We start from the raw sequence: 19,804 nt of genomic DNA, 5'->3' as shown, positions 1-19,804 counted from the left end.
GAGGACCCCGCCTATGAGGACCCCGCCACCACACGGTTGCTTCACGAGGCAGCCGTCGGCGACACCATCGGCATCGCCGACGCCACCCGCCTGTTCCGCTCGGTCGCCGACGTTCTCGCCCTACGCCCGGTGCTCATCCGCCGGGGCCTGCACCTGCGCGTCGAGTCCGGCCTGCTGTCGGGGATGGACCTGGCCAGCGACCCCGGTACCAAGATGATGGTCTCCGTCCTGGCTGTCGTGCTGGAGTTCCAGCGCGACATGATCAGCGAGAACACCCGCGAGGGTGTCGCTGCCGCCGAGGCGGCTGGCAAGACCCTGGGCCGCCCCGCCGCCCCGCCGCCCTCGACCCGAGCACGGCGACCGCCATCGTGGCTGCCTACCCCGGGGCGCCGCCGTCAAGGCCCTGGCCCGGCAGCACCGCGTCGCCCCCAAGACCATCCGCCGCGTTCTCGACGCCGCCGGCGCCCGCTACCTGTCTGGCCCGCTCGGCATGCCCCCGATCCGCCCCGGCGAGCTGGACGATGTGCTCGTCTCATAAGTGGACGTGGTCCTCGACGTGCCCGGACGACTCGCCGATCTCTGCGCATCGCTGGGGACGAGGTCGTCCGCCTGGCCCTCGTCGCAGGACTGGACATCCGCCGCAGCCCCGGCTATTCGGTCCGCATAGTGGCCCCGCTTGCCCTTCACCGCGCCACGCTGGAGCAAAGCGCTGCCGCTACCAACAGCGCCGGCCCGGCTGAGCGCAAGGCGCACCGGGTGTACGCCGCCCGCGTCGCAGCCGCCGAGGCCGCCCAGCCGCACAGGCCGTGACCTGCGATAATCCTTCGGCGAGACACACCCGAACGGAAATTCACGGCAAGCCGCTGAACTCCGCTCTGCTGACGGGACTTTTCGGGCTCATCGCAGAAGAGGGTGTAGTCGGGGTCCGTGGGTTCTCGAGGTCGCCCGCACGGATTTCACGCTCGGCTGCACTCCTATCCGAGCGCGACGAGACGTGCGCCGGGGAACGACCTATGCACCGTCGTTGCCATCGCGCAGGGAATGGATCATGCTCCGCAGGATCCGGAACGCGTCTGACTGCTCGGTCTCGGTCATGCCGGCCAGCATTCTGACCTCGACGGACCGGACCGCTACGGTGGCCTTCTCGAGGCTCCGTCGGCCGCGAGGCGTGAGCCGCGTGGGAAGAACCTTCCCAACGGGTGCCTCCGCGGGCCTGGTCACGTAGCCGTCTCGTTCCAGGGCGTGGAGCAGCACGTTCATCGTCTGCCGGGTCACGAATGCGCCCCGCGCGAGCTCGGAGTTCGACAAGCCTGGTCGTTGAGCCAGCAGCTCGAGGCAGGAGTAGTGCGTCACGCTCATCCCGAGCGGCCGCAGCACCTCCTCCATGGCTGCGCGGAGGGCGCTCGACGCCTCTTTCAGCAGGTAGCCCAGTGATTTGTCCAGGTCGACGCCGACACCGTTTTGACTCATGTCAGCATTCTGACATAGATTAGCTCGTGTCAGAAAGCTGACATGAAGAGAAGGAGCATCACCATGCCCGCCACCGGCCCCGACTTCATCTCGCTCCAAGCGCGCGACCTCGACGCTTCGCAGGCGTTCTACGAGCAGTACCTCGGCCTCGTCCGCTCGCAGGCCGGACCTCCGCACGCCGTCGTCTTCGAGACGAAGCCGATCGCGTTCGCACTCCGCGACATCGTTCCCGGCACCGATCTCGCATCCGCTGCTCAGCCCGGCATCGGTGCCGCGATCTGGCTCCACGCCACAGACGTCCAGGCCATTCACGATGCTCTCGTCGCCGACGGTCACACCATCGTCTCCGCACCGATCGACGGCCCCTTCGGTCGGACATTCACCTTCGCCGACCCCGACGGCTACCAGATCACTCTCCACGACCGCGCCTGACAGGCCAAACGCCACCGGACGATCACCGGCCCCAAAGACCGCGGTTGCGCCCGAGGCTCGAGAATCCAGGCGACGTTTGTTTACCCCGGTGATCACCTGACCGGCTCTTCACACTTGGGGTGGACGGAGTGTGACGTCGAGCCGGGCGGTCATGGTTCAGCGCGTCGAGAGCAAGATAGAGGTCGAGGTCTCCCAAGGATGGAGGTTCCTACGCCGCCCATCCGGAAGACCTCGACGTGCACGACGCTACCGTCGGCGCGGGTTTCGCCTGCGCTGATCTGACCACCTTCTGCCGACTCGACGAACTCGGACTCGAGGTCACCGGTTACCGGTGCGGCGGCTGCGGGCACGTGTGGCGCCAGGACACCACCCGTGCCGCCGAGCCACGAGCGAAGCTCTCGCGCCGCGGGCTGCGGTGGGCACTGGAGGCAATCATGGTCCAGCACCTGACCGTGGCCCGAATCGCCGAAGGCCTCGCCGTTTCGTGGAACACCGCCAACGACGCGGTCCTGGCCGAGGGCAAGCAGGTCCTGATCAACGACGAGCATCGCTTCGACGGCGTCCACGTGATCGGGGTCGACGAGCACGTATGGCGACACAGCCGCCGCGGCGACAAGTACGTCACCGTGATCATCGACCTCACCGGGATCCGTGACGGCACCGGGCCGGCGCGGCTGCTGGACATAGTCGAGGGCCGCTCCAAGCAGGCGTTCAAGACCTGGCTGGCCGAACGACCCAAGGCTTGGCGCGACGGGGTCGAGGCCGTTGCGATGGACGGATTTACCGGCTTCAAGACCGCCACCGCCGAAGAGCTCCCTGACGCGGTCGCGGTGATGGACCCCTTCCACGTCGTGCGGCTGGCCGGTGAGGCGCTCAACCACACACCCTCGTCTGTGAAGAGCCACTTTTCGTTCGGATGCTCGTCATGCCCCGTCCTTCTGCCGGAGACGTGTCCCCCTCCTGCGCTACCGCGGCTGGCTCCCGTGACCGGGATCACGTGGAATTGGCGGCGTGAAGTGCCTGCGCGATGGGGGGTCGAGCAAGGCTCAGGAACCGGACACATGCAATGCGGGCGGCACCCTCATCGTCACCTTCGTCGTCGATGTCGTCTGGGTGCAGCTCTTCCTCGGTGGCTGGAGCGATCAAGCCGTGAGGCTGCGTCCGTCCTGGTAGCCGAGTGCTGCAGGTCCACTGATACAACCCGGTACGCAGCAGGGGGACGCAGAGAGCCGTAGTAAAAGATTATTGACATCATGTCTGCCCTGTTTTACCTTCAACCATGTAAAGCATTCTTTACATGGGAGGCGGGGGCATGTCCTCGGAAGAGAAACGGGCGTGGATCTACGCCGTCGTCGGTGTCGGCGTCGCGGCTGTGTACTTCGTCACCGTCCTGTCGCAGGTGCCGGGCGCCGACGTCGCACGGATCGCCTACGTGCAGCCGATGCTCGTCGCCATCGGCGCCGCGATCGGCCTCGGCATCGTCGTCGCCATCGTGGCCGCCATCGCCTCGCCGAAGGACGCCGGGCGGGCCGATGAGCGTGACCGCCAGATCCATCGGATGGGCGAGTACGTCGGGTTCTACGTCATGAGCATCGCCGCGCTCGTCCCGCTCGCCCTGGCCATGGCCGAGGCCGCGCACTTCTGGATCGCCAACGCGCTCTACCTGGCGTTCGTCCTGGCCACGGTCGCCTCGTCGGTCGTGAAGATCGTCCTGTACCGCCGGGGTTTCTGACCATGGGCAAGCCCACGAAGGTCACGAACTCGATCCGGGCCCTGCGGTTCGCCAACGGCGAGATGACGCAGGCGCAGCTGGCCGACCGCGTCGGGGTGACCCGGCAGACCATCATCGCCATCGAGCAGGGCCGCTACTCGCCGTCGCTGGAGATGGCCTTCCAGATAGCCCGCGTCTTCGGCGTACCGCTCGATGACGTCTTCCACTACCCAGAGGACTGATCGCCATGATCGCTATCGCCCGCGACAGCTACTGCTTACCGGCCCAGCTGCAACTCCGTGACGTCCCCGTCCCGGCCATCGGCGACGGCGACGTGCTCGTCCGCGTCGAGGCCGCCGGCGTCGACCAGGGCGTGTGGCACGTCGTCACCGGCCTGCCCTACGTGGTGCGCGCCGCCGGTTTCGGCCTGCGCCGGCCCAAGAACCCCGTGCCCGGCATGGACGTCGCCGGCCGCGTCGAGGCCGTGGGCGCCGGCGTCACCCGCTTCCGTCCCGGCGACGAGGTCTACGGCACCTGCGACGGCGCCTACGCCGAGTACGCCCGCGCCTCCGAGGACAGGCTCGCCCCCAAACCGTCGACCCTGACCTTCGCCCAGGCCGCCACCGTGCCCGTCTCCGCCTGCACGGCCCTCCACGGGCTGCGCGACGCCGGCCGGCTCGCCGGCGGGCGGCGGGTCCTGGTCACCGGCGCCGGCGGCGGGGTCGGCAGCTTCGCCGTCCAGCTCGCCAAGGCGTACGGCGCGCACGTCACCGGCGTGTGCCGCACCGGCAAGACCGACCTGGTCGGCTCGCTCGGCGCCGACCACGTCATCGACCGCACCCGCGACGACTTCACCGCCGGGTCCGACCGTTACGACCTCATCCTCGACACGGCCGGCAACCGCCCCCTGACCCGGTTGCGCCGCGTCCTGACCCCTCGGGGCACGCTCGTCCTCGTCGGCGGCCCGGGGAACGGGCGCCTGGTCCAGGGCGCCGACCGCCTGATCAGGGCGATGCTGCTGTCGCCCTTCGTGGGCCAGCGCCTGACGGGCCTCATGTCCACCGAGTCCGCCGCCGACCTGAAGACCCTGACCACCCTCATCGACTCCGGCGCCCTCACCCCCGCCGTCGACCGCACCTACCCCCTCGCCCAGACCGCCGACGCCCTCGCCTACCTCAGGACCGGCGAACCCGCCGGCAAGGTCGCCATCACCCTCTGAGCGTTGCATGGCGGAGGCCCGCGCCACGCCTCCTAGATCGGGTCCAGCCGAGATATAGGTAAAACCGGCCATGAGTCGATCTTGATACCCGGTTCTGCAGGCCGGTGTGCGGTCAGCGGTCGACCGTGATCAGCTTGAGGGCGTCTTCCTTGTCCTTGTCGGATGGCAAGCTGTACCGCCGGGTGGTCTCCAGACGGGCGTGGCCAAGGATCTCGGCGACCACGACGAGGGCGGTCTTGCCGCGGACGAGCGTGGTGGCGAGTGTGTGGCGCAGGACGTGCGCGATGGTGGGATCGTCCAGTCCGGCGGTCTGGGCGATCTCTGCGATGATGCCGCCGGCGGCGCGGGCGCTCAGCCGTCCGCCCTTGGCGTTGAGGAACAGGGCTGGGTTGTCGCCAGCGTGGGGCCCGGTTGGGGCGGTCATCCAGCCAGAGCTGCAGCTCGCTGCGGAGCTTGGGGTGGATGCCGACCTCGCGGAACTCGCTGCCCTTGCCGCAGGCGCAGCTTGCCCTTGCGAGCCGACATCTGGACGTCGCCCGTGTCAAGGCGGACGACCTCGCTGATACGGGCGCCGGCGTAGTACGGGATCAGCGCGATGCACCGGCCCCCGGGCGACAGATGCGCCTCCACGGCGCGCAGCCAGCGGATGCGGGCGCGCTCGGCCAGCGCGCGCGGCGCGCTCTCGGGCAGGTCTTCGCGCCCGACGTCGGCCTTGCCCAGGCCCCGGCGGACGCAGAAGTCGTCCAGCGCGGTCAGGACGGAGTAGACGTAGACGCGGCCGCGCCGGGCCGGGCCGTCGCGCAACAGCCACATGCGGTAGTCGCGCACCGCCCAGTCGCGCGCCTGCCGGTCGGCGAGGGGATCGGCCGTGTAGGTGGCGGCGTGATCGGCCAGCCAGGACAGGAACATCTACTTCCGAGATTGAGTCGATCTCGGAAGTATGGGCAAGGTGCCCGGAACCCCGATCCTCTGGTGAGGTCGCCGAGTATCTGGAGTGGAAGAGCGCGCCGGCCGGCAGCCGGGAGATGAAGGAGCTGGAACTCATCGCGGCTGGATCCGATCGAGCCGCCGCCACTGATCGTCGCTCAGCTTCAGGCTCGCCGCGGCGATGTTCTCCTCCAGGTGACCGATCGAGCCGGTGCCGGGAATCGGCAGCACGACAGGCGAACGGTCGAGCAGCCACGCGAGCGAGACCTGCGCCGCCGTGGCGCCGAGTTCGGCGGCCACGGCGGCGATCTCGGCCGTCGCCTGCGATACCGCGGGGTGAACGGGCCGCCAGGGCAGGAAGGCGATCCCCGCCTCGGCGCAGGCGTCGAGCACGGCCTCGTGCTCGCGATCCAGCATGCTGTAGCGGTTCTGCACGCTCGCGACGTCGATGATCTGCCGCGCCCGCTCAAGCTGGGCGACGGTGACCTCGGACAGTCCGATGTGGCCGATCTTGCCCTCCGTCTGGAGGTCGCGCAGCGCCCCCAGCTGGTCGGCGAGCGGCACCGTCGGATCGATGCGGTGCAGCTGGAGCAGCTCGAGCCGGTCGACCCGTAGTCGGCGCAGGCCCTGCTCGACCTGGTCGCGCAGGAAGTCGGGCCGTCCGCAGATCGCCGCATCGTGCGGGGGGTTCGGCGGTGCGACCCCTACCTTCGTGGCGATGAGCAGGTCGTCAGGATAGGGGTGCAGTGCCTCGGCGAGGAGCTCCTCGTTGGCGCCCCAGCCGTACAGGTGGGCGGTGTCGATCAGGGTAACGCCCAGCTCGACGGCACGCCGGGCCACGGCAATGGCGGCTTCCCGCGCCTGTTGCGGTGCGGGAGGCAGGTGCATGGCACCGAACCCGAGCCGCCGCACGCTGAGCTCACCTCCAATGCGGAACATGCTCGATGTCATATGTCGGTTTCGCCTCTCACTCGAAGTTGATCACAAAACAGTGCCGATGATCGGCGTCTCCTGGCAGAGGTTCGGCAGATGGAGGACTCCTGCCACCAACAACCGTCCGGCGCCTCCCCGTCCAGGTGCGTTCCACGTGGTTCGCATTCCTGCTTGCCGGCTACCCCACCGATGCGGCAGGGCCTCGACCGCACCCGCCGCTCTTACCGACCCGACCACCGGGGCAGGTCCACCAGGAGGACAGGTCGGCCCGCGAACGGCGGAACCCCTGGGCAGGCGAACGTCTGCGGTCAGCCGTTGACGACGCGGAGCGTGCCGGGGTGGCGGTCGGCCAGGCGATCGAGCGCGGCCGATGACGTCTCGTCCGCCGGAAGGTAGGCGATCAGGCGCTGGTCGTCGGCGAGTTCGAGGGCCTCATACGCGAGGCGCAGTTCCCCAGCCTGCGGATGCGTCCAGCGCTGGATACCCGCCCGGTCGGGGACGCCCGGCGTCGTGAGCCGCTCGGCGAAGGGTCCGCCGGCTGTGACGGTCAGCTCGTCGGCGAGGGCCGCCACGTGCGGGTCGGCGAGACCGGCTGCGTACTTGAGGGTGGCGACCTGCTGGGTCGCGACGGCGTCCCAGTCGGGGTAGACGTCGCGGGCGCGCGGGTCGGTGAACACGAACCACACGAAGCTGGGCTCGGCCACGTCCAGGAGGCCGATGGGCCGGGCTAGGTGCTCGAAGCCCGTGGTGTACGCGAGTATCTGCGTCATCCGGTTGATCAGCACCGCCGGGGCGGGTTCCAGCTTGTCGAGCAGCGCCTGCACCGTCGGCCGGATGGACACGACCGGCGGCTGCGCCGAAGGGCAGACGAACAAGCTGCCGCCTTCGGCCGCCTTCGCCAGGAGCCTGAGGTGGAAACGCTCGCCGGTGGACATCTGCAGGGCGTCGGCCAAGGCACCGAGCACCTGTGGGGACGGACGCCGGTCACTGCCCTGCTCCAGCCGTGCGAGGTACTCGACGCTGATCCCCGCGAGGGTGGCCAGCTCGGCGCGGCGCAGCCCGGGAGTCCGCCGCCGAAACCCGGCGGGAAGCCCCACATCGGCGGGCCTGATGGCCTCCCGGCGGCTCCGCAGGAACGCGCCCAGCTCGTTATCGCTCACACCCGCAACCTACCGGCCCCCGACGCGCTCATCGTCGCCCTGTCAGGGCCAGCCTCAGCCCCGCCTTCGTGCGCGCTGTCGCCCGGGCCAGGTTGGGGGCATGGCTTCCAAGACCACCACGAGGGCCACGACCGCTCTGCCGCTCCCCGCTGGGCACTGGACCCTCGACCCGTTCCATTCGGCGGTCGGCTTCACGATCTGCCACCTCGGCATCTCGACGTCATGACCGTCGCCCTGGCCAAGCAGCTCGGGCCGCGCGGCATCACCGTCAACCTCGTCGCCCCCGGCGTCATCGACACCGACATGCACCAAGGACGCCTGGTCGGCGAAACCCTGGCCTGGCTGTCGTCACAGACGCCCCTCGGCCGGCTAGGCACGCCGCAGGACGTGGCCGACACCGTCGCCTTCCTGGCCTCCTACGACAGCCGCTACGTCACCGGACACCGGCTCGACGTCTCAGGCGGGACGACCATGTAGACCCACGCCACCGAGCGGCTCCATGCTCGCCGTGGCCAATCCGGACGGTTCATCCACGTTCGAGCAGCCTCCGATCGCTCCTCCATCACGACACTCGGCCCCCGGGAGCACACTGTCGAAACCCGCCGGCATGAGCAGGCAGAGCGTTCGCCCGCGTCCTGCTGAGGCAACGAACGGCCGACGAGGCCATCACGATGATCGACCATCAACGTGCCCGCGTTCTCGCCACCACGAAGCCTGCCGCCCAAGACGGCGGGTCCGCGTAGTCACCGGGGCTACCTGGCGGCTGGGGCCACGTTCGGGAGCGGAGGGCCCTGAAGGACGCGCTCGTTGCCGCCGGAGGCGCAGATGCCGATCACCGCGGTGCCGCCGGGCAGAGCGGACGGCCGATCTCAGCGCGCGCCGTACTCCGGCAGTCGTCCTCGCGGCCGGCGGACTGGCCGTGACGATGGAGCGACGCGGCGCACGCGTCGAGGAAGAGCTTGTATTCCCCGGCCTCGTCTCATGGCGGGCGCACCGCGTCACTCGCCGCTGAGCCCTCCCCTCTCCAGCAGCCGCCCGCCGGACAGCTCCAGCCAGCGGCCCACCTTGATCTCCGCCAGGAACCGCTCGTCGTGGCTGACCACCACGAACGCCCCCTCGTACGCGCCGAGCGCGCTCTCCAACTGCCCCACACTGACCAGGTCGAGGTTGTTGGTCGGCTCATCGAGCAGCAGGAGCTGAGGCGCGGGTTCGGCGCACAGCACGCAGGCCAGGGTCGCACGCAGCAGTTCGCCGCCCGACAGCACACCCACCGGCAGGTGGGCATGGTCGCCTCGGAACAGGAACCGGGCCAGCAGGTTCATCCGCTCCGCCGCGAGCATGCCGGGAGCGAACGCGGCCAGGTTCTCCGCCACGGTACGCCCCGGGTCGAGCAGGTCCAGCCGCTGCGACAGGTAGGCGACCCGGCCGTCGGCCCGCCTGATCGTGCCGCCTTCCGGCTCCAGGTCGCCGCTGACCAGGCGCAGCAGGGTGGACTTGCCGGCGCCGTTGGGACCGGTCAGCGCGATGCGCTCGGGTCCGCGGACGTTCAGGTCGATGCCGGGCTCGGCGAACAGGCCCCGTGCCTGCAGGTGTTCACCCAGGAAGAGCGTGCTCCCGGCGGGGACGCTGGTCCCCGGCAGGTGCAGCGTGATCTTCTGGTCGTCGCGCACGGCCCGTCCCGCCTCGTCGAGCCGGGCCTTGGCGTCACTGACGCGGGAGGCGTGCGCCCGGCCCGCCCGCCCGGCCGACTCCTGGGCGCCGCGTTTCATGTTCCCGGCGAAGATCCGCGGCAGGCCGGCGTTCTTGAGGTTGCGCGCGGCGTTGCTCGCCCGGCGGTCGGCCCGCTCGCGGGCCTGCTGCAGCTCCCGCTTCTCACGCTTGAGCTCCTGCTCGGCGCTGCGCACGGTCCGCTCGGCGGCCTCCTGCTCGATGCGTACGGCCTCCTCGTACGCGGTGAAGCCGCCGCCGTAGAAGCGGACCTCGCCCCGGTCGAGCTCCGCGATGCGGTCCATCCGGTCGAGCAGCTCCCGGTCGTGACTGACCACGAGCAGGCAGCCGTTCCAGTCGCCGAGCACGTCGTAGAGCCTGCGGCGGGCGCCGAGGTCGAGGTTGTTCGTCGGCTCGTCGAGCAGCAGGACGTCGGGCCGCTTGAGCAGCTGCGCGGCCAGGCCGAGCGAGACGACCTGGCCGCCGCTGAGCGTGCGCAGCGTGCGCGCGAACTCCAGGCCGTCGAGGCCGAGCCGGTCGAGCTGGGCCCGGGTGCGCTCCTCGATGTCCCAGTCGTTGCCGATCGTGGTGAAGTGCTCCTCGCTCGCGTCGCCCGACTCGATGGCGTCGAGCGCGGCGATCACGGGCGCGATGCCCAGGACCTCGGCCACGGTCAGGTCGCCGGTGAGCGGCAGGCTCTGCGGCAGGTAGCCGAGCACCCCGTCGACGGACACGCTGCCGCCGCCGGGCCGGTACTCGCCGGCGATCAGCTTGAGCAGCGTGCTCTTGCCCGCGCCGTTCGGGGCGACCAGGCCCGTACGGCCGCCGCCCACGGTGAAGGACAGGTCGTCGAAGACGGGCGTGTCGTCAGACCAGGAAAAGGACAGGCCGGAACAGATGATGAACGAATCGGACATGCGAGAGACCTCGTGCGTACGCGATCCGGGCGCGCCGGAGCCGCCCGGCAAAGGGACAGGGATTCAGGGAACGAACGACTCACGCCACATCGGCGGCGGTCACAAGCGCCTGCCGGGGCCGGTCAATCTCCGGTATCACCCGGAGATGTCGTCGTCGCCTGCCATGTCTGGTCTCCTAGCTCCTGGTCACAAGCGCCTTCACCATAGCAGCCGCATCAGACCACTCGGCGCCCGTCGCCCGTCGCGTTGGAGGGTCGCATGAGCGGCAGCACGCCTGTGGATCAGGCGCGCGTCGCGGTGCGGCCTGAGCGCCGTAGCGATCCACGCAGTAGGACCGTAACCGCTCCACGAGCGGGGCGATGGTGGCGGCGGCGTAGTGGCCGGCGGTCCAGCCGGCGAACAGGCTGATCGAGAACGTCACATGATCGAGAAAGAGAAAGGCCTCATCGGCGCTGAGGACCGCTGTGGCATGGAACCGTCCCGGGATTGCCGCTCAAAGGATCCTGAGGCGGCTGACGCTCAGTCACATGAGAGCATGAAATTGGCAGCTGGAGGACGCCACTCGTCATGTCGGTCCGAGACGAGGAGCAACCATCATGTCAAAGCTGATCGAGGACGTCATCGAAGACGTCGAGGACTTGAACGAACTCGACGGCATCTGTGACGCGACTGCGAGCCGAGCTTGGAGGTGAGAATCGACGACGGCCGCGTCTACGTCCGGTCTGCTGAGCACCGGCCGAGAGCCTGATCGGCACGGCTGCCGGAGGGAGCGAGAATGACGAAGCAGTTCGCCGTCGGTGACCATGTCCGGTGGAACTCCGAAGCCGGGCACGTTGAAGGCGTCATCATCAAGAAACATATTCACGACGTGAAGTACAAAGGTTACGTGCACCATTGCACGGAAAAGGACCCGCAATACGAAATCAAGAGCGACAAGACCGATCACATCGCCATGCACAAGGGAGGCGCGCTGACGAAAATCTAACGAGAATGGCTGCGCTCTTTGACCGGGTGAGGCGATCCTGCCCGGCCTGGCCCAGGACATGAGCCTCATCGAGGATGTGCGTGAAGTCGTCACCGCCATCCCGGCCGGCTCCGTTGCCTCCTACGGTGACATCGGCAAGCGGATCGGTGCGGGGCCACGGCAGGTGGGATGGGCGATGAGCATGATCGAGGGCGGTGTCCCGTGGTGGCGTGTCGTCTACGCCGACGGCACACCCGCCTCGTGCCACGGGGGACGGGCCCTGGAGCTGCTCAATGACGAGGGGACACCGATGCTCGGCGGGCGGGTGGACATGGAGCGCGCGCGGCATCGATGGGTCGCATGACGGCAGCCGACACGCTCAACCCGTCGCCCGGTGTGAAGACTCCGGTGGCACCCATCGAGGCGGTCCGCCGCCGCTTCGGCCACGCCTGCCAGGTGGTGCACTCCCCTCGTCCCTCCGGGCCCTTCAAGGGGATGGCGGCGGGCGGCGGCTTCGGGCCGGCCCTCAGCACGCGAGATGAACTGACCGACGGCCTCCCTGCGGCTGCCTCAAGAAGGCCGTCCCCCGATCAGTTCACCGTCACCGTGTGCAGGAGGTTGTTCAGCCCGGTCGCGGCCTCCCACGTCCCCTGGTTGGCGACCCGGACGGCGTACTCGGCCCGGGACACGAGCTGCGGATCGGGCAGGTTGAGCAGCACCGCGTACGTGCCCCGGGGCAGGGAGGAGGGAACGGTGAGGGTCTGGCTGACCGTCGTCGTGGTCCCCGCCCCCCACCGGCGTGGGTCGGTGGAAAGGGTGAGGCGGTACTCGGCGGAGGTGGAGGTGTTCCGCAGGACCAGTTCGGCGCCACGGGGGTTGATGGGCGCCGCCCACCCGTCGTTCCTGACCGTGATGCTCACCGGGAACGCGCCCCCGGGCGTGGCCGTGCTCGGGTAGGTCCCCCTGTCCAGGGTGAACCGGTAGCCGAGGCGGCGGGTGATCTCGGGCAGGCACCCCCCGGTGTTCCAGCCGCCGAGCACCCCGGTGTGGTAATCGGTGTTGAGGTAGGACCAGTGGAACCGTGCCAGCTCGTCACGGGCGGTGGGGCAGTCGGAGCGCGGCGGGTTGGGCGCGCAGGTCTCCCCGCCCATCGGGACGTACGCCGTGTCGGCCTGCAGATAGGGGTATTCGACGGAGGTGTTCTCGTAAGTGCCGTAGTCATCCGGACTTGCCAGGAAACAGTCGTTGTGGTGGCCGAGCCGGGCGAGCGCGGAGCCCCCGAATGCCTGGCTGGACGACACGGGGCTGGTGGAGTACATCGTCCGCTTGAAGTCGGGCGTGCGGAGCTGGACCATGCGCGTCTTCGGCAGCACGCCGAGCAGCTTGTCGACCACGGCCTTGCGGTTGGCCCAGTCGGTCGCGGTGACCGCTCCGGCGTTGCCGAAGTTCTGGGTGTAGTACCACTCCCCCCAGGCGCCGATGAAGCCCGCCTGCATCAGGTAGATCACGTCGCTGTTACCGCTCAGATAGGGCGCGAGCTGGTCCAGGTGGGCCAGCACCCGGTCCCTGGGGGCATCGGCGCCGTCGGTGGCCGTGGTGTAGGCGAAGCGAAGGATCATCTTCAGTCCTGCGGCCCGTACGGTGTCGAGCTGCTGCTGGAGCTGGGCCAGCGCCGCCTGGCTGATCGGGCCGGCCCGGAACTCGCTGAGGTAGAAGACGCACATGACCAGCGAGATGTGCTGGTTGACACGGTAATCCTGGAGGGTGGCCAGGGAGAAGTCGTTCTTGTCGCAGTCTCCGGTGTGGTGGTAGAGGCCGCGTTCCGGGTTGGCGAAGGTGTCGGTGGACGGCGTGTACGTGACGGTCACGCCGGTGCCGCTCCCGCTGTAGGTCTGGGTGTACCTGGCCGACGTCTCCAGCGGCGCTTCGACCTGGAAGAGCAGGTCGGCGTCGCCGGGCGTGGCGGTTTCGCCGATGTCGGCCCGGTTCAGCGTCCAGCGGGCGGTGCCACCGGCGCCTGAGTAGGTGACGGACCTGACGAGTGTCCAGCTCCAGCCACCGCCGATGTGGCGGTACAGGCCGGCGTTCTCCAGGAGGTAGTCGGCTCCGATGCCGCCCTGGGCGAAGCCGGTGGCGGGGTCGCGGTCGGTGTCGATGTAGGTGCGGGCGTAGGCGGGGGCTCCGGAGTAGGCGAACTGATAGGTCACGGTGGTGGCGGTGTTCGTGGCCGACTGGCCGGTGATGGCGGCGTGCGCGGGCGCCGCGGTGAGGACGGCCGCGCAGGTGAAGGCCATGAGGATGAGGAGACGCGTCGGTTTCGGCATGGGGTGACTCCTAGCCGGCGAGGGTGACGGTCGGGAGGGTGCCGGCGGCGGTGGGTAGCCGATCGGCGGCCGAGTTGTTCTTGATGAAGCCGACCCTGAGCGGCTGTCCGGGCGAGAGGCCGAGGCTCGCGAGCGGGATCGCGGCCTCCACCACGGTGTTGTTACGGGCGAAGGCGACCTGGCCGCGGGGCGTCCAGGACCAGCCGGAGCCGCCGTGCCGGTAGAGGTTGGCGTTCTCCAGCATGTAGTCGGCGCCGGACGGGTCGGCCCAGCCGGCGGCGGCGAAGCCGGTCGCCGGGTTGACGTCGGTGTCGAGGAAGAACTGTTCCAGCACGTTGAGGCCGGTGCCCTGGACGAGCAGGTACAGGTTGGCGCCGTCACTGGCGGCCGAGAGGGACTGCACGCCGGTGGCGCCGGTCATCAGCGGCGTCACCCCGGCCCAGTCGGCGGCGGAACCATCGACGGTGAGACCCTGCCCGGGGGTGGGTGTGGGAGTCGGGGTCGGGGTGGGCGTGGGGGTCGGGGTGGGGGTGGGGGTCGGAGTGGGCGTCGGCGTCGGGTCGTTGCCGCCGGGGACGGTGAACTTGACCGAGGAGCCGCCGAAGCCGGCACTACGGAACCAGGTCCAGATCTCCGTGCCCGCCTTGGCCGCCGGGAAGACGTGGTCGCGGGAGAACTCCAGCTCGGCCCGGTTGCCCGCCTGCACCACCCGCACCGGCCACCCCCTGTTGGACGGCGAGCCGGGGCTGGAGAACCTGAACACGTCCCCCTGCCCGGCCCCCGCGTGCGGCAGCAGGTACGCCTGGTTCAACGATTCCAGGTAGACGCGCGCGTCCGGCGAGGTCGGCCACCACGGCTGCCACCCGGAGGGGCCGTCCTTGTCGTAGTCGAAGTAGATCATCTCCTGGGCCAGGCTGAGCGTCTGCTTGGCCTCGATCATCATGAAAAACCTGTCACCGACGAACCGGGTGAAGACCTTGGTGATGCCCTTGCCGTTGGCCCCGGCGGCGTCCTCGAAGATCGGGGTCTGCCCGGACCACTCGGCGAAGGACCCGTCGGCGACGAAGCCGCCGTACAGGTCGAGCGGGTGCACGCCGGCCTGGCCGGGCGCGGCCCGGCCCTGGGCGTCCAGCCAGTTCTTCGCGTCGTCGTAGATCGCCGAGTTGAAGTGGTCGGCGCCGCTGACGTCGTAGCCGAGGTAGCCGCTGTTCGCCACGACCTCGCTCATCCACTTGTGGGTCCCGGAGGCAGGCACCCGGAAGTCGATGATCACCACGTTGAAGCCGTCGGCGGCGTTCGCCTGGGCGTTGACGTACTCCTTCCAGAAGCCGCCGAAGTTGTCCCGGCTGCGGTAGTCGGGTGTGGAGGGGTCGGTGTTCCAGTTGGCGGCGTAGCCGGGGCTGGTGTCGTAGAAGCCGGGGATGTAGGTGTTGTAGTACCAGGACTCGGTGACGAACACGTTGATCGCGTGCCGGTAGCGGGCGGCGAAGCGCGAGGTGCCCTCGTCGGGGTTGAAGTACCAGTAGCCGCGGTTGGCCGCCACGACCTTGGCCGGGTCCACCGCCTTGACCTTCTCCACCAGCTCGACCATGCCTTCGGCGGTGAAGCCGAAGTTGCCGCGCGGCCCCCATGACACCGACGGGCCGGCGCCGCCCACGGGGTCGGGGGTGTCGACGGTGTCGAGGAACACCCCGTCGTACTCGCCGTCGTGCACGATCTTGTCGACCTGGTAGGTGACGAAGCGCTGCCAGGCCGGGTCGCCGGCGTTGATGTAACCGCCGCCGTAATTCTTGTTGACGTCCACGGTCCCGTCGCCGTCCCTCCAGTAACCGCCGTAGGGGTACCGGGCGTCGGCCACCCAGGCGCCCTGCTGGTCCAGGTACCAGGGCATGACGCCCCTGTTCTGCCACCGCAGCCGGTTGCCCCAGGAGGAGTAGCCGGGAGCGATGCCGAGCCCGGCGTAACCGGCGTACCCGTCGTCGTAGGTGCCGTCCGGGGTGGCGCCGCCCTCGACGTCCAGGTAACGGCCGGCGGCGTCGTAGTTCCACGGGTTCGGGCCGTGCAGCGGACCGGACGGGCCGCTGTACCCGGCGGGCAGCAGGCCGAGCTCGATGCCCTTGGCGATGGTCATGTGGCCGGACGAGCCGGGGACGATGGTCGGCAGCATCTCTCCCACCGACAGGTATCCGAGCACGGTCACGTCGTCGGCCGTGCCCAGGGCCCCGTCGAGACCCCGCTTGATCTCCTGCACCTCGGCGCTGGTCACGGACTCGAAGAAGAAGTGGTCGGCGGCCACGTTGAGGACGCGCAGGGTGGGTTCGAGCACGACCAGGTCGTAGCCCTTGAGCTGGTTGGTCTTCGCCTGGTCGAGCCGGCCGTACCAGAATGCGGTGCGGCTGTTCTGGTTCAGCGTCGGAACCCGGCCGTAGAAGGGAGTCCGGCCGTACTCGAACGTGGCCGCCTCCCCTCGTCCTGGTCCGAGCACGGTCACGGCGGAGATCAGAAGGAGGGCGGCGAGAAGTAATCGGTGGGCTGCGGTCATGGCGGTTCGCTCCTCAGGAGACGGTGATCACGGGGCTGTATGACTCGGGCGAGCCGCCCGAGCCGTGAAAGACGACCCGGTGTGCCCCCGTGATCGGCACCCGCCACACGAACAGGTCGTCGGCAGAGGAGACCAGCGGGTTCATGTCCACGGGCGTCCAGTTCCAGCCGGTGCCGGCGTGCTGGTAGAACCAGGAGTTCTCGATGAGATAGTCGGCGCCGATGCTCGCGACCGCGAAGCCCGTCGCGGCGTCGTTGTCGGCGTCGACGTACACGTGGTGGAAGTCGAAGGGCAGGTTGTAGCGCGCCTGGTAGGTGGCCTCGCCGCCGGTGACCGAGCCGGACGCCTCCGAGATCGGGTCGCCGCTGGGCACGGCCGTGGTGACGGTGAGCGGGCCTGCGGGCGCGGAGTCGTTGCCGGTCGCGTCCCTGGCGACCACGGTGAAGGCGTACGAGGTGGCCGGGGTCAGGCCCGTGACCGGGACCGTCGCGTCGTCCGTCAGCAGGGCGGCGGGCAGCCTCAGCAGCGGCTGTCCGTTCATGAGCACGTCGTACCAGGTGGCGTCCCCGGCGTGGGCCCAGTCGAGCCGTACGGCGGCCACCTTGACCTGGGCGGCGCGCAGGTCGCCTGGGGTGGCGGGCGGGTCGCGGTCGGGCTTGCGCGTCCGTACCGGCACCGCGACGCCGGGCGCGGAGGCGTTGCCGGCCGCGTCCCTGGCCTTGACGTTGATCGTGTGCCTGGTGTCCGGGTCGAGGTTCCGCAGCGTGACGGAGGGCATGCGACCGGCCGTCCCGGTGACGCGCAGCCCGTTCACGTGCACGTCGTAGCCGGTCGCGCCGGGTGAGGGCCGCCAGACGAGGGTGAGCGTCGTCGGGCCGCGCCTGACGGCGACGGCGGGGCCGGGTCGGGCGGGCGGGGTGGTGTCCTGCGGCCTGGCCGCGTCCAGCTCGTCCTGCCAGTAGTCCGGGAGCGTGTCCCACGGGTTGGCCAGCACGTCCGAGGTGATGTACATGTAGCCCGCGCCGCGCTGCCGGCCCAGGCTCAGCGCCTCGGCCATCTGCTCGCGGGTGGCGGTGGCGTGCACGAGGTGCCAGAACCGGCGCGGGTCCCTGCCGCGCTGCCAGGCGGGTGGCTGCCAGGTCCGGTAGGTCTCGTACGTGCCCTCGAACGTCAGGCTCACGTCGGCGATGTCGGCGTAGCACTCCTCGGTGCCGATGCCGGGGTTGATGACCGTGAACGCGCCCCGGTGCAGGCTCTTGATCGACTCGTCGAGTGCGCGGTAGGTGTCGGACCAGGCGTTCGCGGGGCCGCAGACGTTCTGGACCTCGTCCAGGAAGACGCCGCCGAGGCCGTAGGAGCCGTACAGGTCGTACCAGCGGGCCGTCTCCTGCTGGGCCTGCGCGAGCCAGGCGAGCGGGGTGGTCTCGCCGAGCCTGGTGGCGCGGCCGGTGCTGCCGAGGTAACCGGTCGCCACGTAGCCGAGCACCGTGATCCCGGCGGCGTGCGCGTCGGCGATGGCCTTGGCGTAGGTGGGGTCGACGTCCTTGCCGGGCCCGGAGAACGGGTTGGCCACGACGATCCCCACGCCAGGGTCGGCGAGCCGGCCCCACAGCTCGCCCGGGTTGAAGTAGGCGGGCACGGCCAGGGACACGCCGGGTCCGTCGGCCGAGGCGTGGGCGGTGCCGACGAGGGAGGTCAGGAGGAGCACCGCGACGGCGGCGGCTCTGCACAAGAACATGGGTCAGCCTTTGCTGCCGGTGTGGGCGACGCCCTGGATGAACTGTCGTTGCAGGAACACGAACACGGCGATCACGGGGAGCGAGGCGATGAGCGATCCGGCCATCAGGACCGGGTAGTCGGTCTGGTACTGGCCCTGGAGCGCGGCGAGTCCCGCCGACAGCGTCATCTTGTCCGGGTCGGTGTTGACGACGAGCGGCCAGAACAGGTCGTTCCACGCCCACAGCAGGACGAGGACGGACAGCGCCACCAGCCCCGGCCGGGCCAGCGGCAGCATGATCGACCAGTAGATGCGCACCGGCCCCGCGCCGTCGAGCCGGGCGGCCTCCTCGATCTCGCGCGGCAGCCCGAGGAAGAACTGCCGCAGCAGGAACACCCCGAACGCGCTGAACAGCCCCGGCACGATGATCGCCTGCAGGCTGTTGAGCCAGCCGAGCGAGGACATGATCTGGTACTGCGGGATCACGAAGAGCTGCGGCGGCACCATGAGCACCGACAGGAACACGACGAACAGCACGTTCTTGCCGGGGAAGCGCAGCCGGGCGAAGGCGTAGGCGGCCATCGAGCAGAACAGCACCTGCCCGGCCACCCGCCCGGCGGCCATGAGCACGGTGTTGAGGAACTGGTCGCCGAACGGCAGCAGCTCGAACACCTTGGCGTAGTTGTCCCAGCGCCCTTCGGGCAGGAGCGAGGGTGGCACCGCGGTCGCGCTGCTGAGCGTCTTGAGCGAGGTGATGACCTGCCAGACGAACGGCGCGACCATCGCCAGCGAGGAGGCGATGAGCACAGCGTGCACGCCGATCGGGCGGCGTTCAGACATAGTGCACCCACTTCCGCTGGAGCCTGAACTGCGCGATCGTCAGCGCCGCGATGAGGACGAGCAGCGCGATCACGATGGCGGCGGCGTAGCCGCGGTCGTTGGTGACGAAGGCCCGCTCGTAGAAGAGCTGCACGACGGTCTGCAGTCGCGAGTACGCCGGATTCGCCCGCGCCGACTGCCCCGACCCGGTCATGACGAAGACCAGGTCGAACAGCTGCAGCGAGCCGATCACCGAGACGATCGAGATGAAGAACGCGGTCGGCGACAACATCGGCAGCGTGATGCGGAAGAACTGCCGGACGCGGCCCGCGCCGTCGATGGCCGCCGCCTCGTACAGCTCCCTGGGGATGGCCTGCATGCCGGCCAGGAAGATGATCAGGTTGTAGCCGACGCTGCTCCACACGCCCACGACGACCAGCGCGTACATGGCGGTGGCCGGGTCGGCGATCCAGTTGGGGCCGTCGATGCCGACGACCGCGAGCACCTGGTTGACCAGGCCGTAGTCACCGTTGTAGAGCCAGCGCCAGAGCATCGCGACCGCGACCGGCATGGTGACCACGGGCAGGAAGAACGCCGTGCGGTACACGCTCACCCCGCCCAGCCCGGGCCGGTTGAGCAGGGCCGCGAACACGATCGCGAGCGGGATGCCGGCCAGGCCGAGCACGGTGTACAGCAGCGTGTTGAGCACCGCCTGCCCGACCTCGGGGTCGCCGAGCAGCCGGACGTAGTTGTCCAGCCCGGTCCAGGTGTGCCCGCCGAACGCGCCCCACTCGGTGAAGGAGAAGTACGCGGTCTGCAGGACGGGCCACAGGTAGAACACGGCCAGGCCGAGCCCGGTGGGGGCGATGAACGCGTACCCCCACAGGGCCTCGGTACGGGGGCGCCGCCGCTTCGCCGCGTGGGCCGCGGGGGCGGTCCTGGTTTCGGCGGTGGTCGTCACG

20 protein-coding genes and 2 pseudogenes are annotated in these 19,804 nt (G+C 69.6%); 11 read left to right on the top strand and 11 right to left on the bottom strand.

Annotated features, from left to right (window positions below; translation table 11 throughout):
• Nucleotides 1-36: 36 nt before the first annotated feature.
• Nucleotides 37-252 (top strand): annotated as a pseudogene (locus FH608_RS54390) (recombinase family protein); the annotation flags it as partial.
• A 31-nt stretch (nucleotides 253-283) separates the two neighbouring features.
• A complete protein-coding gene (locus FH608_RS52760; protein WP_226899611.1) occupies nucleotides 284-538 on the top strand; it encodes a hypothetical protein in 255 nt (84 codons plus the stop codon).
• Between the two features lie 473 nt (nucleotides 539-1,011).
• On the opposite strand, the gene FH608_RS17140 is transcribed toward FH608_RS52760, so the two are convergent.
• Nucleotides 1,012-1,470, bottom strand: a complete 459-nt coding sequence (locus FH608_RS17140) for a MarR family winged helix-turn-helix transcriptional regulator (RefSeq protein WP_139631466.1) — start codon at nucleotides 1,468-1,470, stop codon at nucleotides 1,012-1,014.
• A gap of 63 nt (nucleotides 1,471-1,533) precedes the next feature.
• Between FH608_RS17140 and FH608_RS17135 the strand changes: the two genes are divergently transcribed.
• The 5 genes and pseudogenes from FH608_RS17135 (at nucleotide 1,534) to FH608_RS17115 (ending at nucleotide 4,832) form a co-directional block, all read left to right on the top strand.
• Nucleotides 1,534-1,902, top strand: a complete 369-nt coding sequence (locus FH608_RS17135; protein ID WP_030510433.1) for a VOC family protein — start codon at nucleotides 1,534-1,536, stop codon at nucleotides 1,900-1,902.
• Between the two features lie 236 nt (nucleotides 1,903-2,138).
• Nucleotides 2,139-2,801 (top strand): annotated as a pseudogene (locus FH608_RS17130) (ISL3 family transposase); the annotation flags it as partial.
• 413 nt (nucleotides 2,802-3,214) lie between these two features.
• A complete protein-coding gene (locus tag FH608_RS17125) occupies nucleotides 3,215-3,634 on the top strand; it encodes a hypothetical protein (protein ID WP_153262872.1) in 420 nt (139 codons plus the stop codon).
• A 2-nt stretch (nucleotides 3,635-3,636) separates the two neighbouring features.
• Nucleotides 3,637-3,855: a helix-turn-helix transcriptional regulator gene (locus FH608_RS17120; RefSeq protein ID WP_139631464.1), complete on the top strand. Its 219-nt coding sequence runs from the start codon at nucleotides 3,637-3,639 to the stop codon at nucleotides 3,853-3,855.
• Between the two features lie 5 nt (nucleotides 3,856-3,860).
• The gene (locus FH608_RS17115) at nucleotides 3,861-4,832 is read left to right on the top strand and encodes an NAD(P)-dependent alcohol dehydrogenase (RefSeq protein ID WP_139631463.1); all 972 of its coding nucleotides are present in this window, start codon (nucleotides 3,861-3,863) and stop codon (nucleotides 4,830-4,832) included.
• Between the two features lie 112 nt (nucleotides 4,833-4,944).
• Here the strand turns inward: FH608_RS17115 and FH608_RS17110 are convergent, their stop codons facing one another.
• From FH608_RS17110 to FH608_RS17095, 4 genes are all read right to left on the bottom strand, one after another.
• Nucleotides 4,945-5,256 (bottom strand): tyrosine-type recombinase/integrase, encoded by a 312-nt coding sequence (locus tag FH608_RS17110; protein ID WP_139631462.1) that lies wholly within the window; start codon nucleotides 5,254-5,256, stop codon nucleotides 4,945-4,947.
• Entirely contained in the window at nucleotides 5,253-5,741 is a 489-nt protein-coding gene (locus FH608_RS17105; protein ID WP_139631461.1) for a site-specific integrase, read from the bottom strand. Before FH608_RS17105 ends, FH608_RS17110 begins: the two co-directional genes overlap by 4 nt.
• A gap of 132 nt (nucleotides 5,742-5,873) precedes the next feature.
• The gene (locus tag FH608_RS17100) at nucleotides 5,874-6,710 is read right to left on the bottom strand and encodes an aldo/keto reductase (RefSeq protein ID WP_139631460.1); all 837 of its coding nucleotides are present in this window, start codon (nucleotides 6,708-6,710) and stop codon (nucleotides 5,874-5,876) included.
• Nucleotides 6,711-7,000: 290 nt separating this feature from the next.
• Nucleotides 7,001-7,852, bottom strand: coding sequence for a helix-turn-helix domain-containing protein (locus FH608_RS17095; RefSeq protein ID WP_139631459.1), 852 nt, complete (start codon nucleotides 7,850-7,852; stop codon nucleotides 7,001-7,003).
• A 100-nt stretch (nucleotides 7,853-7,952) separates the two neighbouring features.
• Between FH608_RS17095 and FH608_RS53830 the strand changes: the two genes are divergently transcribed.
• Both FH608_RS53830 and FH608_RS17090 read left to right on the top strand, forming a co-directional pair.
• Nucleotides 7,953-8,078, top strand: coding sequence for a hypothetical protein (locus FH608_RS53830; protein ID WP_264372904.1), 126 nt, complete (start codon nucleotides 7,953-7,955; stop codon nucleotides 8,076-8,078).
• A complete protein-coding gene (locus tag FH608_RS17090) occupies nucleotides 8,075-8,329 on the top strand; it encodes an SDR family NAD(P)-dependent oxidoreductase (RefSeq protein WP_139631458.1) in 255 nt (84 codons plus the stop codon). Before FH608_RS53830 ends, FH608_RS17090 begins: the two co-directional genes overlap by 4 nt.
• A gap of 521 nt (nucleotides 8,330-8,850) precedes the next feature.
• On the opposite strand, the gene FH608_RS17085 is transcribed toward FH608_RS17090, so the two are convergent.
• Entirely contained in the window at nucleotides 8,851-10,476 is a 1,626-nt protein-coding gene (locus FH608_RS17085; protein WP_139631457.1) for an ABC-F family ATP-binding cassette domain-containing protein, read from the bottom strand.
• A gap of 775 nt (nucleotides 10,477-11,251) precedes the next feature.
• Here FH608_RS17085 and FH608_RS17080 point away from each other — a divergent pair.
• On the top strand, nucleotides 11,252-11,461 hold the full coding sequence (locus FH608_RS17080) for a hypervirulence associated TUDOR domain-containing protein (RefSeq protein WP_139631456.1): 210 nt from the start codon (nucleotides 11,252-11,254) through the stop codon (nucleotides 11,459-11,461).
• A 58-nt stretch (nucleotides 11,462-11,519) separates the two neighbouring features.
• Nucleotides 11,520-11,804: an MGMT family protein gene (locus tag FH608_RS17075; RefSeq protein WP_139631455.1), complete on the top strand. Its 285-nt coding sequence runs from the start codon at nucleotides 11,520-11,522 to the stop codon at nucleotides 11,802-11,804.
• A 226-nt stretch (nucleotides 11,805-12,030) separates the two neighbouring features.
• On the opposite strand, the gene FH608_RS17070 is transcribed toward FH608_RS17075, so the two are convergent.
• The 5 genes from FH608_RS17070 to FH608_RS17050 are packed head-to-tail and all read right to left on the bottom strand — an operon-like array spanning nucleotide 12,031 to nucleotide 19,803.
• The gene (locus FH608_RS17070) at nucleotides 12,031-13,764 is read right to left on the bottom strand and encodes a DUF4832 domain-containing protein (protein WP_139631454.1); all 1,734 of its coding nucleotides are present in this window, start codon (nucleotides 13,762-13,764) and stop codon (nucleotides 12,031-12,033) included.
• A gap of 10 nt (nucleotides 13,765-13,774) precedes the next feature.
• Nucleotides 13,775-16,306, bottom strand: coding sequence for a hypothetical protein (locus FH608_RS17065; RefSeq protein WP_139631453.1), 2,532 nt, complete (start codon nucleotides 16,304-16,306; stop codon nucleotides 13,775-13,777).
• 13 nt (nucleotides 16,307-16,319) lie between these two features.
• A complete protein-coding gene (locus FH608_RS17060; protein ID WP_139631452.1) occupies nucleotides 16,320-18,044 on the bottom strand; it encodes a spherulation-specific family 4 protein in 1,725 nt (574 codons plus the stop codon).
• Between the two features lie 3 nt (nucleotides 18,045-18,047).
• Entirely contained in the window at nucleotides 18,048-18,863 is an 816-nt protein-coding gene (locus tag FH608_RS17055) for a carbohydrate ABC transporter permease (RefSeq protein WP_139631451.1), read from the bottom strand.
• A complete protein-coding gene (locus FH608_RS17050) occupies nucleotides 18,856-19,803 on the bottom strand; it encodes a carbohydrate ABC transporter permease (protein WP_226899610.1) in 948 nt (315 codons plus the stop codon). Before FH608_RS17050 ends, FH608_RS17055 begins: the two co-directional genes overlap by 8 nt.
• Nucleotide 19,804: the final 1 nt, after the last annotated feature.

It is taken from the genome of Nonomuraea phyllanthi (assembly GCF_006334985.2).
In the GTDB taxonomy this organism is placed as follows: domain Bacteria; phylum Actinomycetota; class Actinomycetes; order Streptosporangiales; family Streptosporangiaceae; genus Nonomuraea; species Nonomuraea phyllanthi.
The sequence above is the reverse complement of the archived record's forward strand: the minus strand, read 5'-3'. Positions and strand labels throughout refer to the sequence as shown.

Excerpts from the sequence above, each read along its gene's own strand:
- FH608_RS17140 (WP_139631466.1), bottom strand. The coding sequence starts at position 1,470 with ATGAGTCAAAACGGTGTCGGCGTCGACCTGGACAAATCACTGGGCTAC.
- FH608_RS17135 (WP_030510433.1), top strand. The coding sequence starts at position 1,534 with ATGCCCGCCACCGGCCCCGACTTCATCTCGCTCCAAGCGCGCGACCTC.
- FH608_RS17125 (WP_153262872.1), top strand. The coding sequence starts at position 3,215 with ATGTCCTCGGAAGAGAAACGGGCGTGGATCTACGCCGTCGTCGGTGTC.
- FH608_RS17120 (WP_139631464.1), top strand. The coding sequence starts at position 3,637 with ATGGGCAAGCCCACGAAGGTCACGAACTCGATCCGGGCCCTGCGGTTC.
- FH608_RS17115 (WP_139631463.1), top strand. The coding sequence starts at position 3,861 with ATGATCGCTATCGCCCGCGACAGCTACTGCTTACCGGCCCAGCTGCAA.
- FH608_RS17110 (WP_139631462.1), bottom strand. The coding sequence starts at position 5,256 with ATGACCGCCCCAACCGGGCCCCACGCTGGCGACAACCCAGCCCTGTTC.
- FH608_RS17105 (WP_139631461.1), bottom strand. The coding sequence starts at position 5,741 with ATGTTCCTGTCCTGGCTGGCCGATCACGCCGCCACCTACACGGCCGAT.
- FH608_RS17100 (WP_139631460.1), bottom strand. The coding sequence starts at position 6,710 with ATGACATCGAGCATGTTCCGCATTGGAGGTGAGCTCAGCGTGCGGCGG.
- FH608_RS53830 (WP_264372904.1), top strand. The coding sequence starts at position 7,953 with ATGGCTTCCAAGACCACCACGAGGGCCACGACCGCTCTGCCGCTCCCC.
- FH608_RS17090 (WP_139631458.1), top strand. The coding sequence starts at position 8,075 with ATGACCGTCGCCCTGGCCAAGCAGCTCGGGCCGCGCGGCATCACCGTC.
- FH608_RS17085 (WP_139631457.1), bottom strand. The coding sequence starts at position 10,476 with ATGTCCGATTCGTTCATCATCTGTTCCGGCCTGTCCTTTTCCTGGTCT.
- FH608_RS17080 (WP_139631456.1), top strand. The coding sequence starts at position 11,252 with ATGACGAAGCAGTTCGCCGTCGGTGACCATGTCCGGTGGAACTCCGAA.
- FH608_RS17075 (WP_139631455.1), top strand. The coding sequence starts at position 11,520 with ATGAGCCTCATCGAGGATGTGCGTGAAGTCGTCACCGCCATCCCGGCC.
- FH608_RS17070 (WP_139631454.1), bottom strand. The coding sequence starts at position 13,764 with ATGCCGAAACCGACGCGTCTCCTCATCCTCATGGCCTTCACCTGCGCG.
- FH608_RS17065 (WP_139631453.1), bottom strand. The coding sequence starts at position 16,306 with ATGACCGCAGCCCACCGATTACTTCTCGCCGCCCTCCTTCTGATCTCC.
- FH608_RS17060 (WP_139631452.1), bottom strand. The coding sequence starts at position 18,044 with ATGTTCTTGTGCAGAGCCGCCGCCGTCGCGGTGCTCCTCCTGACCTCC.
- FH608_RS17055 (WP_139631451.1), bottom strand. The coding sequence starts at position 18,863 with ATGTCTGAACGCCGCCCGATCGGCGTGCACGCTGTGCTCATCGCCTCC.